The organism is Lactiplantibacillus sp. 7.2.4, assembly GCF_018991185.1.
GTDB lineage: Bacteria > Bacillota > Bacilli > Lactobacillales > Lactobacillaceae > Lactiplantibacillus > Lactiplantibacillus pentosus.
The window spans coordinates 55,548-73,720 of sequence record NZ_JAGYGS010000001.1 but is presented as its reverse complement, the minus strand read 5'-3'; the positions used below and the strand labels follow the sequence as shown (position 1 = coordinate 73,720).

Sequence of the window (18,173 nt, the reverse complement as noted above, 5' to 3'; positions counted from 1 at the left end):
ACCAATGTGCAAACGAATGTTGTGAAACAGTTGAATGATGCCATGCAGACGGTGATGCGAACGGCACGTGAGCAGGTCTTGGCTAAGATGGGGAACAAGTTAACGGTGGCGGAAAAAACCAGCCGACGAGATTTAGTGACCAATGTTGATCATAGTAACGAAGATTTTTTGATCAGCCAAATTCGTCAACTAGATCCCACAGCTCATATTTTGGCCGAAGAGGGTACTGGCGACCGAGTCACTAGCATGGCCGGGCACGTCTGGATCGTGGATCCCATTGATGGCACGATGAATTTTGTCCATCAACGCAATCATTTTGCGATGATGGTTGGGTTCTATGTTGATGGTGAGCCAACCTTGGGCTATATTTACGATGTGATGGCCAATAAACTCTATGCTGGCGGTCCGCAGCTCGGTGTGACACTGAACGGTGAGCCGATGAAGTCGCCAGCTGATGCCGACCTAGCAGATGGCCTGTTTGGTGCCAGTGCACCACTGCTCATTCAAGACCGGTTTAATATGCAAGCAATCGTGGCTGCTTCCTTAGGGCCACGCATCATGGGTAGTGCCGGTATTCAAATCAGTCAAGTGCTGGCAGGGGAATTGATTGCCTATCTTTCATACTTGCGACCATGGGATTTTGCGGCTGGTCGCGTACTAGCGGAAACACTGGGGTTGGTGGTCACAACTCTTGACGGCAGTCCGGTTGATATGTTATCATCGGGTGCTGTACTGATAGCGACAAAACGTGCACAACGTTCAATTTTGGCAATCGTCTAGTAAGTAGTGGGACTGTGACCCATATGTCACAGTTTTTTTATGTCAATGGATGAAAACCACTGAAAGCGCCGTTACGGCCGATTCAGGTCGCAGTCATGACTTGATAGTAACGGCAGATTGTATTAATATATGTAAGATTTCTGCTATCGAGGATAGTGAGAATTTTGAAGGATGAAAGGAAGATCAATTTTGAAATTTAGAGATGATATCCGCAACATTGCCATTATTGCCCACGTTGACCACGGTAAAACGACGTTGGTTAACGAAATGCTTAAACAATCGGATACCCTTGACGAACACGTCCAGATTGATGATCGGGCGATGGACACTAATGCCATTGAAAAGGAACGCGGTATCACGATCCTTTCGAAAAACACGGCCGTACGTTACGGCGACAAGCAAATCAACATCCTGGATACCCCAGGACATGCCGACTTCGGTGGTGAAGTTGAACGTATCATGCGCATGGTTGACGGGGTGTTACTCGTCGTTGATGCGTTTGAAGGAACGATGCCCCAAACTCGGTTTGTGTTGAAGAAAGCTTTGGAACAACACTTAACACCAATCGTAGTGATTAACAAAATCGACCGTCCTGGTGCCCGTCCTGAAGAAGTGGTTGACGAAGTGCTTGACCTCTTCATCGAACTTGGCGCGGACGAATCACAATTAGACTTCCCAGTAGTTTATGTTTCAGCCTTGAACGGGACTTCTAGTTACGAATCAGATCCTGCTAAGCAGGAACACACGATGAAACCAATCTTTGATACCATCATCAAGACGATTCCATCACCAATCGATAACTCTGACGAACCATTACAATTCCAAGTGGCCCTATTGGACTACAACGATTATGTTGGTCGTGTCGGAATTGGTCGGGTCTTCCGTGGGACGATCAAAGTCGGCGACAGCGTTTCAGTTATGAAGCTCGACGGTAGTAAGAAGAACTTCCGGGTCACTAAGTTATTCGGGTTCTTCGGATTACAACGGTTGGAAATCGACGAAGCCCATGCCGGTGACTTAGTTGCAGTTTCTGGGATGGAAGACATCAACGTTGGTGAAACGGTTGCTGATTCAGCAAACCCTGAAGCTTTACCGATCTTGCGGATTGATGAACCAACTTTACAAATGACTTTCGGAACCAACTCCTCACCATTTGCTGGTAAGGAAGGGAAGTTTGTGACGGCGCGTCAACTTGAAATGCGGTTGAAGGCCGAACTTGAAACTGATGTTTCGTTACGGGTCGACGACACTGACGAACCCGGTTCATGGGTCGTTTCAGGTCGTGGTGAATTGCATTTGTCAATCTTAATTGAAACGTTACGGCGTGAAGGTTATGAATTACAAGCTTCCCGTCCAGAAGTTATCTATCGCGAAATCGATGGCAAACGTTGCGAACCATTTGAATCTGTTCAAATCGATACGCCAGACGAATACACTGGTTCAATTATCGATACCTTATCGAAGCGTAAAGCTGAAATGAAGAACATGGAAAGTACTGGTAACAACCAGACTCGGTTGACCTTCTTAGCACCTTCACGGGGCTTGATCGGTTACTCCACTGAATTCCTTTCATTGACGCGTGGATATGGGATCATGAACCATACCTTCTCTGAATACTTGCCAGTTATTCCTAACTGGAACCCAGGTCGTCGGAATGGTGCCTTAGTTTCAATCAACCAAGGTAAGACGACGACGTATGCAACGATGGGGATTGAAGACCGGGGAACGATTTTTGTCGACCCAGGTACTGAAGTCTATGAAGGGATGATTGTTGGTCAAAATAGCCGTGAAAATGATATTTCGGTTAACATTACCAAGGGTAAGAACATGACCAACGTGCGTTCTTCTAACAAGGACTTGACGGCGACAATCAAGACGCCAACTCATTTAACGTTGGAAGAATCACTTGAATTCTTGAACAGCGACGAATTCTGCGAAATCACGCCAGAACACGTTCGTTTACGGAAACGTATCTTGAACACGAACTCACGTGAAAAAGAAGCCAAGAAGCGGAAAATGAACAAGTAATTTTCAGCTAACTAACACGCTCTCCAAATCGGGGAGCGTGTTTTTTCGGCTCAACATGTCATGTGGGTTCAGCGGTAAGCGGGACTGACGCGGCATTCGGACTAGCGTGGGTGATTTAGGCGCCTTGTCAAGTGCAGTTAGAGAATTCGGATGGGCTATCAATTGGTCTAGGTGTTTTTTTGGTGACCGTCAACAAGCCGCTGTCCCTTGATTATGTTCGTTTACATGGAAATAAATGATTGATTATTTGTTATTGAGAGTATAATATTGGTTTATAGAATGAAACCTGTTTGTAGGTCATCATTACTAGGATTGATGATGAACCTAATCAGTGCTTTGGAGGTGTGACCGGTGGTGCCGTTGTCAATCAGTCGGTGAGCGCCAAAGCGAGTACCAGCGTGACCATCGATGGAAAGATGAGTGATTGGGATAGTGCCAATTTGACAGAAGGCTATAACGGTTATACCGCGTTGGCCAGTCAGGGTAAGTACGTCGATGTGTACGTCAAGATGAAGAATGGTCAAGTCCCGGGTTATGGGGACTATAACTTCAAAATCGATGGTAAGACTTACTACGTTTGGTCAAGTAATATCCCGAGTTCCGTTAGTTCGGGAAGTGTCAAATCATTCACGCTGACTGGGGGCAAGTGGAATGATGGTACCCAGTATGGGACGGTCGGTACTGGTTATGTCACGAATGATGGCCACCATAATTATGCCGAGTTTCAAGTTGATTTGACCAAGTTAGGGCTAACGTCGACGGCCAGCGGCAAGGAAATTACCATGGCGAACCCGAATATTGGTTCTGACAGTGCCACAACGACTGCGGGGACCATCACTGATTCGACGAGTACGTCATCAGCTAGTTCATCGAGTGCTGCCTCAAGTTCAAGTACGGCAAGCAGTTCTACTTCGAGTAGCACCACAACGAGCAGCACGAGCACCACTAGCAGTTCGGCAGCGGTCGGTTCCAACGGTGTCGTCAGTGATAAGTCGGAGTCAGCGTCCAAGGCGTCGTCCACGACTAACAATGATGCCAATAATGATAACGATAATTTGAACATCACGATCGATGGCAAGTTTAATGATTGGAAAAATGTCAGTTTGACAGAAGGCTATAACGGCTATACCGCCATGGTCAGCGACGGTAAATATGTGTACGTCTACGTGAAAATGAAATACGGGCAGGTACCAGGGTATGGCGATTATAATTTTGATATTAGTGGTCAAAATTACTACGTTTGGTCTGGTGATATGCCAAGTTCGCAAGCTGATGGGGCGGTCAAGGCCGTTTCCTTCACAGGTGGTAAATGGAACGAAGGTAGCCAGTACGGCACCGTTGGCAATGGCTACGTGGCTCAAGACGGCTCGCATTCCATTGCTGAATTCAAAGTTGATTTGAGTAAGTTTAACTTATCGACAATGACTGGCCAAACGATTACGATGTATAATCTGAATATTGGTGATAAGAAAGTAACGGTGGCTGGTGGTTCAACTGGCCCTTATTTGATTTCTGGTGTTGGCGTCGTCATCGTCGCCTGGGGCTACTTCAAGCTCCGGAAACGGCATCAGCTCAAGCCAACTGATACGCCGAAGATTCAAAAATAAGGCGTTCATAACAAATGAGTTTACTGACACGAGTGAAACTGCCGACCATTAGTGTTGTATCGTGGTCGAGAAGTGAATTAATAGGACTGATATACGATGAATCTTAAGATTCTCCTAGGAATAGTAATATGGTTATATGGACTGTCAGTGCTCAAAAGAGCTCGGCTATCAGCTTTCTACTTTATTGTGGGAAGCGCCGGGCTCTTTTTTATTCTAACGGCGATTAGTCGCCCGTACTGGGTCTGGTTCTTTACGCACGCGGTGATTCACGGCGTGGCCCTTTTTACGGAATTGACTAACTGGGGTCAGATTATGTTCAAAATGGGACTGATTTATATCAATAACGTTGGTAATCCAGTTATTATGTCGATCGATTATGAGTGCTCTGGCATCATTGAAACGTGTGCTTTCGTTTCGTTGGTGGTCTTTTATCCGGCTTACCAGCGACGTGAAAAGGTCTTTTATGGCGTATTTGGACTGCTTTATATTTACCTGATTAACGTGCTTCGTTTAAATGTGGTGATTACAATCGTCCATTTCGGCGGTGGGGAAGCCTTTTTCCTAGCACATTCGGTGATTGGCCGCTTAATTTTTTACGTGTTGGTGATCGTGCTGTACTACAACGTCTTCACGTATTCACAACTGGCACGAGGATTGTATCAACAGGTTGCTGATTGGAGGGATCGTTTACGGTGATGTATTGGCTAAACTTGGCGTTGACCAGGATGGGATTTTGGATTACGTGGGCATTGATTCCCATCGTTGTCGAAATCATCCCGTCAATCGTTTCGACTGCTAAATTGATGCATCGTCAGCGCCGGATGCCGAAACTTAAAGCACCGCAAAAATGGTCCTGGGTGACCATTATTGTTCCGGTTTATAATTCTGAGGACACTTTATTTGATTGTATTCGTTCGATTGATCGGCAGACGTATCCGAAACAGGCGATGCAGATTATTTTAGCGAATAATCAGAGTACTGACGATAGTTTTGGCGCGTATGCACGGGTCCAAGATGCCTTTCCTAACTTATTTTTACGCTATGTTAATACGGATAAGGGGAAGGCACGGGCACTGAACGCGGCGATTTATGAGCGTATTGGGAGTTATGTAATTAATATTGATAGTGACGGCCTGCTGGAACCAAACGCGGTAAAAAATATGGTCTTACGTTTTGAGAGTGACAACAGTATCGCGGCAATGACAGGCGCCGTACTGCCTCAGCGCCAACTCGTGCAGCAAGTGTCCGGATGGTGGCACCGACTGCTAGCTAAAAATGAGTATTACGAGTACGCGCAGGCCTTCTTATCTGGCCGGACGATTGAATCTTTTCGGGACCAATTATTTACGATGTCCGGTGCGTTCTCTGCGTTTCGACGGGAAGTCTTGATGGAAACTTTTCTGTATGATACCGACACGATTGGTGAGGATACCGATATGACGTTTCAGATTCGGACTCGTTTGGGCAAAAAAGTCGTGATTTGTGCGAATGCCATTTTCTACGTGGAACCAATTTCCGGCTTTGCGGAACTCTATACCCAACGTCAGCGCTGGCAACGCGGTGAACTGGAAGTGGCTCAAAACTACATGGCACAAACGGCGAGTCTCAGAGGCTTTTTCAAGGATTTTCTGGTACGGCGGATCATGATTGACCATACGTTTACGTTTCCACGGATGATTTGGACGTTTGCGACACTTGTCTTGATTGCGTTTGGTTATTCAACGCTGGTCGTGGGCTTGTCCTACCTACTCATCTATGGGCTATACGTGCTGGTAGGTGTGATTAACTTTATCAGCGCGGGGATTCTTTTGAAGCCGTATCCGGCTGAACGACGTTTTTACTCACGTCTATGGTGGTTGACTTTGACGCTGCCCATATACATGTTTTTGACCGGCTGGATCCGTTTGGTCGGCGTTATCAATGCGATGACGACCCATGCGACTTGGCGGATGCGAGGTTTTTCTGAAGAGTGGCACCAACTCATCGCGGTTTTACGTGATGATCGGCAAACGGTTCGCGATTATTATCGGCAGCGCCGCAAAGAAAAGTAACGGCGTCTCGTGTCGGTACCTGGCCGGGGATGATATTTAGCGAGATGGAAATGGGGGTGGTGTTGCATGAAAAATTACTTTTATCGGTTTAGTCACACGACAATCAGCGTGATTTGGTGGATTCTATTTGGCTTGACGTTAGTATTTGCGGTGACGTCACCCAATATCATTCTGGGCGACAATGCGACGTTTGGGACCAGTACAACGATGCTAACGACTAGTTTGATCATTGCAATCGTGGCGGTGGTTATCTTAAACGCCACTTATCCCCGAATCCACCGTTGGTTCGTGACGGGCTTCGTGACCCGCCAGCTCTGGACAGCAAGTGGACTACTCGCGTTAGTAGTGATTGGACAAATTATCTTCGTCACGTTTGTTCATCCCGTCAGTGGTTTTGATGCCGGCATGTTGCACTATGCAGCGACTAGCGCCAAACACGTCCAAGAAGTCGGGGTGACGGCCTATTATAGTCTCAACCAAAATAACATGCCAATCATGTTATTGATGCATTGGCTGTCAGAAGTGACAGGGCAGACTTCGTGGCAATTTTTTGATTATTTGACGTTGTTGTTTGTCGATTTATCCGCCATTTTCAATCTGGTCAGTGTGTGGGTCGTTCGGCGACAAGCGCTAGGCATCGCGCTGTATTTGCACGCTGCTTGGTTAGCCGTCTTTCCAAGTATCATCATGCCGTACACCGATGCATGGGGATTACCACTGGTTTCATTTTATTTATGCTGCTATTTTGTGATGCGGCAGACTGATTGGTCACCGTTACCGCGATTGATTGCGGCGGTCGGTTTTGGAATTAGTGTCACTTTGACGTATTTCATGAAACCCTCTTCGATTATTCCCGTGATTGCCATCGTGATTATCGAAGGATTGGGTGCATTACATCGGCATGGTCCACTCAAGGGGCCGCGCGTCTTTATCGTCGTCGCCATGCTGATCCTAATGGTCGAAAGTGCAGGCTTCACTTATCATTACACTAACCGTGCGATTCAAGACCAGACGTATATCAAACTCGATAAATCCCGTGCCATTCCAGCGATTCATTTCATGGCGATGGGGGTCTACGGCAGTGGTGGCTACAGTGAAAAACAAGCGATTCAGATGGCGGTTCTACCCACTGAACAACAGAAAACAGATTATTCGATCCGGATGCTCACACGGCGCCTGAAGCAATTAGGGCCGATGGGATATGTGTCCTTTTTAATCAAGAAGCAGCGCAACAACACGGCCGATGGAACGTTTGGTTGGCTCAAGGAAGGAAACTTCTTCCGCGAGAATCAAAAACCAAGTAACCGTGGCTTTAGCAATTGGCTCAAAAACTTTATTTATCTCTATGGCCGTCACATCGCGGATTTCCGTTACGTCGCCCAGTTGTGGTGGATCACATTGCTAGTCATTATTGCCATTGGAACTGGGCCGCGCTGGCAGCTAACGCAATTATTGCGGTTATCGCTGATTGGTGGCTTTCTTTTCCTACTAGCCTTTGAAGGTGGTCGGAGTCGTTACCTGATTCAATACTTACCATGTTTACTATTACTAAGTAGTTTTTCTTTCGAACGTGCCGTCATCAATGTGCGGCGAGTGGCTGATTGGTATCACCGCAAATTAGCCCAAGCCATCGCGGCAGATGAAGCGAAGTCGACAGCTGATGATTGACCATGATTGCTTTAAATCGAATTGATTATTAACCACTTTTGGCTGCTGTGCTGAAGGTGGTTTTTTAGGTGATGTCAGTAATAGTTTCGGACCATCCGTTGTGCCCGTCAGTATTTATCCTGAATTATGATTGAAAAGTGCCGGTTCTTAAAGCCAAAAGCGGCCAGCTGAGGACCGCTGGAAAATGGAGCGAGTTTTGCGTAGACCTGCAGTTGTGGACGCACCCTACGCCGGCTTCCAGGCATTCTGGTCAATGGCCGGAACGTGGTGGACGCAGATTTAAGCCGACAAACCACGTCTTAAATACTGGTCTTTCACTAACCAAGCAAAAGACGCTTGCTAAGTGAAATTTCACCACTGGGCCTTGTCCAGAATACCTGCCAGCCGGGGCAGTATTCGAAAGGCAGACATTTACGGCCCCAACTTTTTGTTGAATTAGTCGTTGGTTTCTTGGTACAAAGAAATTTTGATACTCAACAGTCAGACTGGTTTCTAACAATCGCTAAACTTCCTTACCCATGTTTCAACCCTCGGACAAGTAACTTTACTGGACCAGTCAGAATCTTCCCAGTGTTAAAATACCATAAAGCATCATCAATATCGATTTAAAGTTTGCTCGAAGGACCTGTCTCCTAATATTCAGGAGTCAATTGCACCAAGTTAGGTGGCTGTTCATCGGCCATTCGAGCGGCCCCGGAAGTCGGAATAGGAAGGATACCGGCAGACGAACAGTACGCCAAGTAATCGTAATTCGTGAATGCCCTGTTTGTAAGCGGTTAAGCGTAACTTGGTTAAAAAACAGCAAATTAATCTGTGAAATTACTGTGTTAAAACTGACTTATGCTATAATTGTTGCAAGCAAGCAGTTCGAGCAATCGTGGGGAATATCATCGGACTGTTAGATTAATTAGGGTGGGATTTAAGCTCATGTGGAAAAAGTTACACTATATGGACTATGTGCTGTTTATCCCGTATTTGATTCTTAGCGGGATCGGCGTTGTCATGGTTTATTCATCGAGTTCATACGTGGCCGCACAAAACGGCTCGACACCCACCGGTTATTTAATTAAGCAACTGATCTGGGTCGTCTTGGGGTTAATCATCACCTTATTTTGTATGAACTTAAAGATTGACTACTTTAAGAAGACCAAATGGCTTGGGATTCTAGGGTTCGCCATGTTAGTTGTGTTAGTCGGGCTCCGATTGGTCGGTAAATCGATCAATGGGGCGGCTGGCTGGATTATTTTGGGGCCAGTTTCGATTCAACCGGCTGAATTTTGTAAGTTTTATTTAATCATTTACTTAGCCGCCATCATTGCTCAGCGTGAAGACGTTTTAGGCGTGGCCCGGTTTCGTGAATTAGGCCCACAGTTGGTGATGTTGTTCGCCATGCTGTTGCTGATTTTTGTCCAACCCGATTTAGGTGGGGCGACCATCAACTTGGCGATTGCAGCGGTGATTTTATTTGCGAGTGGGATTTCGTACTTGATCGGGGTCGGGGCTTTTCTGGGTGCTGTCGGGGCCTTTGAATGGATCCTCGTGCCCATCGTCAGTCGCTTACCGCAGAGTGCCTTTGCGAACTCCTACCAATTACGGCGATTCCTGGGTTTCTTGAATCCGTTCAAGACCGCTTCAGGTGCCGGGACTCAACTGGTAAATTCCTATTATGCGATTTCTAATGGGGGCTTAACGGGGGTCGGTATTGGGAATAGTTTGCAAAAGCGCGGTTATTTACCTGAACCGAACACCGATTTTATCATGTCGATCACGGCTGAAGAACTTGGCTTGATTGGGATCTTAATCGTGATGGGCTTACTGTTAGTGATCGTCATGCGAATCATCTATATTGGCGTCCGGTCGCATCACGCTTTCAATGCGTTGGTCTGTTACGGGGTGGCTGCCTACCTGACGATTCAAGCGTTTATTAACGTAGGTGGGATCGTTGGGTTGATTCCGATTACCGGGGTTACGTTCCCGTTCATGAGTTATGGTGGTTCCAGTATGATGGTGCTGACGTTGTCACTAGGATTAGTTTTAAATATTAGTGCCCTTGAAAAAATTGAACGGGCTAATACCGTTCGACAAGCTGATTAATTAGGATATTATTTGGAAATGAGGGATTTTGGTGAAGAAAGTATTAATTGCTAACCGTGGCGAAATCGCAACGCGAGTCATTCGTGCTTGTCATGAATTAGGCTTGCAGACTGTCGCAATTTACGCCAAAGAAGACGAGTTCTCCGTTCACCGTTTCAAAGCTGACGAAGCCTATCTGGTTGGTGAAGGCAAGGCGCCCATTGCCGCCTATTTAGACATCGAAGATATTATTCGAATTGCCAAGGAAAATCACGTTGATGCAATTCATCCAGGCTATGGCTTTCTAGCTGAAAATGCCACCTTTGCTCGGCGTATTGCCGAAGAAGGCATGATTTTTGTTGGGCCTAAGCCGGAACACCTAGAGATGTTTGGAGATAAGATTACAGCCAAACGGGTGGCACGGGACGCAGGTGTACAGACGATTCCTAGTACCTTGCACCCGGTAACGAGCTTGAACGAAGCACTCCAATTCACGCAACAATACGGTTATCCAATTATGATCAAAGCTGCCATGGGTGGTGGCGGTCGCGGGATGCGAATCGTCCATGAAGCTTCTGAACTACAAGAAGCCTTTGACCGGGCACGTTCTGAAGCAATGCAGTCCTTTGGCGATGATGAAATTTATTTGGAAAAATTCATTGCTAATCCCAAGCACATCGAAGTTCAGATTTTAGCGGATGCCCACGGTAATGTGATGCACCTGTTCGAGCGGGACTGTTCTGTGCAACGGCGTAATCAAAAGGTGATTGAATTCGCACCAGCCGTTGCGCTGCCAATGGAATTGCGGCAAAGAATTTGTAATGCGGCAGTCGACTTGATGAAGAGCGTCCACTATTTAAACGCCGCCACCGTAGAATTTTTGGTGGAAGGCGACCAGTTCTACTTCATGGAAGTCAATCCACGGGTTCAAGTGGAACATACCGTTACTGAAATGATTACCGAAATCGACATTGTTCATGCGCAGTTGAAAATTGCGATGGGTGGCGATTTGTTCAAAGACTTACGGTTACCACACCAAGATGAGTTGACCTATAAAGGGGCCGCCATTCAGTGCCGTATCACGACCGAAGACCCGGCGAACGACTTTATGCCAGATACCGGCCGAATCGAAACGTACCGGTCACCAGGTGGTAACGGCGTTCGTTTGGATGCTGGTAATACCTATTCGGGCGCAATCGTGACGCCATACTTTGACTCTTTACTGGTTAAGGCTTGTGTGGCAGCGCGTACCTTTAAGGCTGCCGTTCACAAAATGCGGCGGGTGCTGGTCGAATTTGATATTCGAGGCGTGAAGACTAACATTCCATTCATGCTCAATGTGATTGATGATCCAACGTTCCAAGCGGGCGAAGCGGGGACCCGGTTTATTGATCAAACACCGTCATTGTTCAAGTTCCCGGATGACACGCAACGTGAAGATAAGATGTTGAAGTACATCGGGAACGTGACGGTCAACGGCTTTGCTGACGTGGCACAACATTCTAAGAAGTATTACCCCGACGTCGAATTTCAGGATGACTTTAAGCCGATTGCGCCCGAAATCGTGACGGCCAAAGATGTGCTGGATTCGAAGGGTGTCAGCGGCCTACAGAGCTGGCTGCTTGATCAGAAACAGGTCTTGCTGACAGATACGACGATGCGCGATGCTCACCAAAGCCTGTTTGCGACCCGAATGCGGACCAAGGACATGTTGGCCGTTGCTGCGGCGTCACAAAAAGCGATGCCACAATTGTTCTCATATGAAATGTGGGGCGGTGCGACCTTTGACGTGGCATACCGATTCTTAAATGAAAATCCATGGAATCGTCTCAAAGAGCTACGCCAAGCCATGCCACGGACCTTGTTCCAGATGTTGTTCCGGGGGTCTAACGCGGTTGGTTACCAAAATTATCCGGATAACGTTATTCGTGAATTTATTTTGGAAGCGGCCAAGAGTGGTATCGATGTTTTCCGGATTTTTGATAGTTTGAACTGGATTCCACAGATGGAAAAGAGTATTCAGGCGGTCAAAGAAACGGGTACAATTGCGGAAGCCACCATTTGTTATACCGGTGATATTATGGATCCGAACCGGCAAAAGTATGACTTGGCTTACTACCGGCAATTAGCGTTAGACTTACAATCGACTGGTGCCGATATCATCGCCATTAAAGATATGGCGGGTGTCTTGAAGCCAGAGGCCGCTTATGAGTTAGTGTCAACCTTGAAGGATGCCTTAACGATTCCAGTGCACTTACACACGCACGACACCACCGGAAACGGTATCTTTACCTATGCTCGTGCTGTGGATGCGGGTGTCGACGTGGTCGATGTTGCCGCCAGCGCTTTGTCTGGCACAACCAGTCAACCTTCGATGAGTACGCTTTACTATGCGTTAGCCCATAACGACCGGCAACCAGATATCGATATTAATAACGTTGAAGCAATTAACCGTTACTGGCAAGGCGTACGGCCATACTACCAAGACTTCTCAAATGGAATGACTGGGCCACAAACCGACATTTACCAAACGCAGATGCCTGGTGGTCAGTATTCTAACTTACAACAACAAGCCAAGGCAATGGGCCTCGGTGATCGTTGGGAAGAAGTCAAGGCGATGTATGCGACGGTCAATGACATGTTTGGCGATATCATCAAGGTGACGCCAAGTTCTAAAGTGGTCGGTGATATGGCGCTGTTTATGATGGAAAATCACTTAACGCCAGAAGACATCTACGATCATGGTGACAAGCTCGACTTCCCTGAATCAGTGATTAATTTCTTTGCTGGTAATCTCGGCCAACCAGTCGGTGGTTTTCCGAAGAAATTGCAACAGATCATCTTGAAGGGGAATCCGGCATTAACGGTTCGCCCGGGTAGTTTGGCCAAACCAGCTGATTTTGAGGCAGTCAAGACTGAATTGTCAGCTAAACTCGGTCACGAGGCCAACCATCAAGAAGTCTTGAGTTACATTCTGTATCCGAAAGTCTTCATGGATTATGATGCAAGCCACAAACGTTACGGGCACGTCTCGCTGTTAGACACGCCGACCTTCTTCCAAGGCATGCGTTTAGGTGAAACGGTCAATATTGAATTGGCAAAGGGTAAGACGATGATCGTCAAACTCAACCAAATCAGTGATCCAGACGTGGATGGGGTACGAACCTTGTACTTTAGCATTAATGGGCAAAACCAAGAAATTATGATCAAGGATAATTCGGTTCATCAATCGTCAACCAGCACGCGCAAGGCGGAACCAACTAATGAAAATGAAGTTGGGGCAACCATGAGCGGCTCCGTATTGAAGCTGCTTGTCAAGAAGGGCCAGTCCGTTAAGAAGGGCGAACCTCTACTGGTTACTGAAGCGATGAAGATGGAAACGACGATTCAAGCGCCTGAAGATGGTCTGATCGAACACATCTATGTCAGTGCGGGCGACGTTATTCAGACGGATGACTTGTTATTGGAAATTGCGCCACAGTAATTGGCACTAGGTGCAGGTGCAAGCGGATTACGATTAATCCGTTTCGAACAAACAGTACAGACTCAAAATCATCAATGGCTATGGCTGTTGATGATTTTTAGGTTTAGACGTTAGAAACAGGTTAGGCCGGGAATTCAGAAGTTAGTTGACGAAATCCAGAATCTAGCCTAACATTTAAACAACAGTATTACGCATTGTGCGAGTTAATTTGTCATGAATCATAATCCAAACGTGCCATTTATGAAGTTCAAAACCGCCAGCTAAGGATCGCTGGAAACACGGCAAGTTAGCGTAAACCTGTTTTATGGTTGCGTCCTACTCCGGCTTACAGGCATTCTGGGCAATGGCCGGAACGTGGTGGACACAGATTTAAGCCGACAAATCACGTCTTAAATACTGGTCTTTCACTAACCAAGCACAAGACGCTTGCTAAGTGAAATTTCACCACTTGGCCTTGCCCAGAATACCTTCCAGCCGGGATGGTATTCGAAGGGCGGACATTTGCGGACCCAATTTTAAATGAACTGGTCGTTGATATTTGGTACACGCCATGTTGGCATTCCACTGTAAGATTAGGAAGCTTCTAGGTTTTCTTTCTGTACTTCAATTCTGAGAGCTTTCAGAATTACTGGAGGTTGTATAGATTTTGTCTACTCACCTGAGACGAAAAAGCTTTATGTTAAGTGAAAGGCAAGTCTATCAATTACTTTCATACCCTGTTACCAATGTTTAAATGCCAATATTTAAATGCGACAAATCAGTGTAATGCTGATTCAAAGTTTGCTTGAAGGTACCATAACTAAATAGCTATGGGTCAATTGCACCAAGTTAGGTGGCCGTTCATCCGCCATTCGAGTGGCTTCCCGACTGTAGGGGTTGGCTGACAATGCTCAGTAGCCAAATTATTCTTAGTCGGAAGTGGGCTGCTTCCGGCTTAGAATAAGACTCGTATTTGAAATTGCGCAGTGGTTTTCTGCGTGAGTTCAAATCGATGTCGGCTTACGTTCCAGCAATTGTCAGCCAGCCCCGGAAGTCGGATTAAGCCGATCACTGGCTGACGAACAGGAATCCACTAACTGGCACGTTTTGATTATCTTCAATGCTAAATAATAACTAACACAACGCGTAACAGTAATTTATGTAGAAGAGGTGAGGTTCGATGGATTTTACAGTTAAGCCGCGTCGTTCGTTGATCGTGTATCTTTATTCGATGAAGCAGGTGCGTCAACTGAAGCGTTTTGGATTGATTCAATATCAATCACGTAAGCAACATTACGTCGTGCTGTACATGGATGAACATCAGATTCCGGCAGCCACGACGAAAATTAAAAAATTAAATTTTGTCCGCAAGGTAGAACCGTCGTACCGGCCGGACGTTGCTATGAACTTTGGTGAACGGGTGGATCAGGGCTTTTTCAAGCCGACGACGACCGGTACACCTGACGACGATGATGATGAAGAAGATTAAGTTGGTGAAAAAGAGATGCGAATTGTAGCAGGTGACTTTGGTGGCCGGCGCTTAAAAGCGGTCCCTGGGATGCAGACGCGACCGACCACGGATAAAGTCAAAGAAGCGGTGTTTAATATTATTGGCCCGTACTTCGATGGTGGCCAATCACTAGATTTATTTGCCGGCAGTGGTGGGCTGAGTATCGAGGCAGTCTCGCGTGGTGTCGACCGCGCCGTTTTGATTGACCGTCAGTATCAGGCCATTAAAACGATCAAGGATAATATTGCGGTGACTAAGGCCCCAGAACGGTTTGAAGTCATTAAAGGTGATGCTCAGCGAGTTCTAGACCGACTAGCCACACAAAATGAGCGTTTTGACTGGGTATTTTTAGACCCGCCGTACGCTAAGCAACAAATTGTCAAGGACATTCAACGCTGTGCGGCCCTGGGCTTGTTGAATCCGGGTTGCCACATCGTGTGTGAGACTGATACGAATGCCAATTTGCCCGCAGATTTGCCTGGCTTTGCCTTGGTTCGGCAACAGGATTACGGCATTACAGTCATTACTATTTATCAAAAAGTAACGGAGGAAGTCTAGTTATGGTGACAGCAGTTTTTCCCGGAAGCTTTGATCCCATTACCCGGGGACATCTGGATATGATTCAGCGCGCGAGTCGGTTTGTCGATCATTTAATCGTTGCCGTGATGGTCAATACCAGCAAACAACCCTTATTTACGATGGCCGAAAAGGTTGCCATGATCAGTGCGGAAGTCAGCGATTTGCCGAACGTGGAGGTGCAGGCTGCGACCGGGTTAACGGTTGATTTCATGACCAGCGTCCACGCGACAGTCCTGGTTCGAGGACTACGTAATGAACAGGACTTTGGCTATGAACGTGATATCGCCTGGATGAACAAGTCGTTGAATGATTCGATTGAAACGATTTGCTTGATTGCCCGCCCACCGTACGCTTATTTTTCCTCGAGTTTAATCAAGGAAGTGGCTAAGATGGGGGCGGATGTTTCTAAATACGTCCCAACGGCGGTCGCTCAGAAGTTGCAGCAACGTTTAGGGAAGAGTGATCAATGAAGACGGCACAACGATTATGGAAACGGTACTGGGGCCTCGTTTTAATTGTGGTGGTACTACTGGTGTTTTTCTTACTGCCACTGCCATATTACATCGAGGGTCCCGGGAGCGCGGACAATTTAAAATCATTTGTGACGGTCAAGCACCATCCTGATAAACGGCGTGGTAAATTCATGTTGACGTCGGTCGCAGAAGCCCCGGCAACACCGGCTTTGTGGCTGTATGCACAGTTGAATCCACACTATGACGTCGTTAGTGCCGAAGACATGACGGGTGGTCAAGACGATGCGACTTATAACCGAGTTCAGAAGTTCTACATGCGTAGTGCAATCAATGAAGCAATTGCCACAGCCTATTCAGCGGCACACCGGAGCTATCGAACGACCTATCAAGGCATTTATGTGTTAGATATTCAGTCGAATTCGAAGTTTAAGCACCAGTTGAAGGTCGGTGATACGATCACCAAGGTCGATGGTCACCATTTCAATACGGCGAGCGCCTATCAACGCTATATTAGTAAGCAGGGCGTTGGTCATCGTGTGACGATTAGCTATCGCCGCAATGGCAAGACCAAACAGGCGACAGCACCCTTGGTTAAGCTGAGTACGCACCGGGCCGGAATCGGGATTACGCTGACCGATAATGTCAAGGTCACCACCAAGATTCCGGTCAAAGTCGATCCTGGCCAAATTGGTGGTCCATCCGCAGGCCTGATGTTTAGTTTGCAGATTTATCAGCAATTAACCAATCAGAATTTACGGCATGGTCAAAAAATCGCTGGGACTGGTACGATCGATCAAAATGGTCAGGTCGGTGAAATCGGCGGCATCGATAAAAAAGTGATTGCGGCCAAACGCGCGGGTGCGACAATTTTCTTTGCACCATACGTCAAACCGACCAAAGCGCTCTTAGCCGTTGAAGAGCAGGGCAAGACCAATTATCAATTGGCGAAAGCCACCGCGAAAAAGTATGCGCTCAACATGAAAGTTGTGCCAGTCACGTCGTTCAAGCAGGCAGTACATTACTTACAAACACATTCAAAATAATTGAATTAGTTACTGAAAAGTTTGGGGTGAAACCCAAACTTTTTTCGTGGATTCACGCCTCGTTTGACGTAATTATTCGTTGAAGGGGTGAGCGTTAATGACAACTTGGATTCAATTTGCAAAAAATCACTGGCGCGTTCTTGCGATTGTGAGCGCCGCGGTTCTGATTCTACTAACTGGTTTAGTGCTGAGTCAGCATCGTCAACCAGAGGCCGCCGTTGCGACCAATGTGTTTGATCCGACTGCGGGCGCTAGTGGGGCTGATCCGACAATGATGAGTGGCAGCCAGAGTAGTCACGGGAGAGCCGCTGGTGCGTCTTCGGTAGCTACAGGCGCATCAGGAGCGGCAGTCAATCCCGCGACGACCAGCTCAGCGCCCGGCTTTGTCGACGTGAAAGGTGCGGTTAACAAACCCGGGCTTTATCAGGTCACCAGCAGTATGCGGGTGGCCGACGTGATTCAACTCGCACAGGGGATGCAACCCCAAGCGGACCAACAACAGGTCAATTTGGCGGCAAAGGTGACGGATCAACAAGTGGTCTACGTGCCAGCTAAGGGTGAACAGTTGCCCGCAATTGCAACGGCAACACCGAGTCCGACACCTGCGACGACCACTGCTGGGGGCGGCTCACCAGCAAGCACTAGTGCAGGTTCGAGTGAGAAGGTCAATTTGAATACGGCCGATGTTGCGGCGTTTCAAAAGCTGAGTGGGGTCGGTCAGAAAAAGGCCGAAAAGATTATTGCTTATCGGCAACAGCATGGTAATTTTAAATCTGTCGATGATTTGAAAAATGTAAGTGGTTTTGGGGAGAAGACGGTCGCAAAATATAAAGACCAACTGACTGTCTAGTTTCGAAGCGGACAATTTGTTATACTACTGTCATTGAAAGCGAGGCAT

Annotated in this window: 13 protein-coding genes; all 13 read left to right on the top strand. The window is 47.0% G+C overall.

Annotated elements, in window-relative coordinates:
* Window positions 1-6 precede the first annotated feature (6 nt).
* The 13 genes from KGF70_RS00325 to KGF70_RS00265 all read left to right on the top strand — a co-directional run bounded on the left by KGF70_RS00325 (window position 7) and on the right by KGF70_RS00265 (window position 18,125).
* Window positions 7-780 carry an inositol monophosphatase family protein gene (locus tag KGF70_RS00325; protein WP_216767993.1) on the top strand — a complete coding sequence of 258 codons (774 nt, stop codon included), beginning with the start codon at window positions 7-9 and terminating at the stop codon, window positions 778-780.
* Between the two features lie 189 nt (window positions 781-969).
* Entirely contained in the window at window positions 970-2,808 is a 1,839-nt protein-coding gene (gene typA / locus KGF70_RS00320) for a translational GTPase TypA (RefSeq protein WP_082230221.1), read from the top strand.
* Window positions 2,809-3,152: 344 nt separating this feature from the next.
* On the top strand, window positions 3,153-4,415 hold the full coding sequence (locus KGF70_RS17705; RefSeq protein ID WP_367114984.1) for a Firmicu-CTERM sorting domain-containing protein: 1,263 nt from the start codon (window positions 3,153-3,155) through the stop codon (window positions 4,413-4,415).
* Window positions 4,416-4,511: 96 nt separating this feature from the next.
* Entirely contained in the window at window positions 4,512-5,111 is a 600-nt protein-coding gene (xrtG, locus tag KGF70_RS00310) for an exosortase family protein XrtG (RefSeq protein ID WP_216767992.1), read from the top strand.
* Window positions 5,111-6,466 carry a TIGR03111 family XrtG-associated glycosyltransferase gene (locus KGF70_RS00305; RefSeq protein ID WP_216767995.1) on the top strand — a complete coding sequence of 452 codons (1,356 nt, stop codon included), beginning with the start codon at window positions 5,111-5,113 and terminating at the stop codon, window positions 6,464-6,466. The genes xrtG and KGF70_RS00305 overlap by 1 nt, the downstream gene beginning before the upstream one ends.
* 66 nt (window positions 6,467-6,532) lie before the next feature.
* Window positions 6,533-8,134 carry a TIGR03766 family XrtG-associated glycosyltransferase gene (locus tag KGF70_RS00300; RefSeq protein WP_216767991.1) on the top strand — a complete coding sequence of 534 codons (1,602 nt, stop codon included), beginning with the start codon at window positions 6,533-6,535 and terminating at the stop codon, window positions 8,132-8,134.
* A 927-nt stretch (window positions 8,135-9,061) separates the two neighbouring features.
* Window positions 9,062-10,228, top strand: a complete 1,167-nt coding sequence (locus tag KGF70_RS00295) for an FtsW/RodA/SpoVE family cell cycle protein (protein ID WP_050338432.1) — start codon at window positions 9,062-9,064, stop codon at window positions 10,226-10,228.
* 31 nt (window positions 10,229-10,259) lie between these two features.
* Complete coding sequence (locus tag KGF70_RS00290) at window positions 10,260-13,691, top strand: pyruvate carboxylase (protein ID WP_216767990.1); 3,432 nt, start codon at window positions 10,260-10,262, stop codon at window positions 13,689-13,691.
* Between the two features lie 1,159 nt (window positions 13,692-14,850).
* Window positions 14,851-15,159: a YlbG family protein gene (locus KGF70_RS00285; RefSeq protein ID WP_216767989.1), complete on the top strand. Its 309-nt coding sequence runs from the start codon at window positions 14,851-14,853 to the stop codon at window positions 15,157-15,159.
* 15 nt (window positions 15,160-15,174) lie between these two features.
* Window positions 15,175-15,738: a 16S rRNA (guanine(966)-N(2))-methyltransferase RsmD gene (gene rsmD, locus KGF70_RS00280; protein WP_216767988.1), complete on the top strand. Its 564-nt coding sequence runs from the start codon at window positions 15,175-15,177 to the stop codon at window positions 15,736-15,738.
* Window positions 15,739-15,740: 2 nt separating this feature from the next.
* Window positions 15,741-16,229, top strand: a complete 489-nt coding sequence (gene coaD / locus KGF70_RS00275; RefSeq protein WP_101873309.1) for a pantetheine-phosphate adenylyltransferase — start codon at window positions 15,741-15,743, stop codon at window positions 16,227-16,229.
* Entirely contained in the window at window positions 16,226-17,275 is a 1,050-nt protein-coding gene (locus tag KGF70_RS00270; RefSeq protein WP_216767987.1) for a SepM family pheromone-processing serine protease, read from the top strand. Before coaD ends, KGF70_RS00270 begins: the two co-directional genes overlap by 4 nt.
* A gap of 97 nt (window positions 17,276-17,372) precedes the next feature.
* Window positions 17,373-18,125, top strand: a complete 753-nt coding sequence (locus tag KGF70_RS00265; RefSeq protein WP_088771114.1) for a helix-hairpin-helix domain-containing protein — start codon at window positions 17,373-17,375, stop codon at window positions 18,123-18,125.
* Window positions 18,126-18,173: the final 48 nt, after the last annotated feature.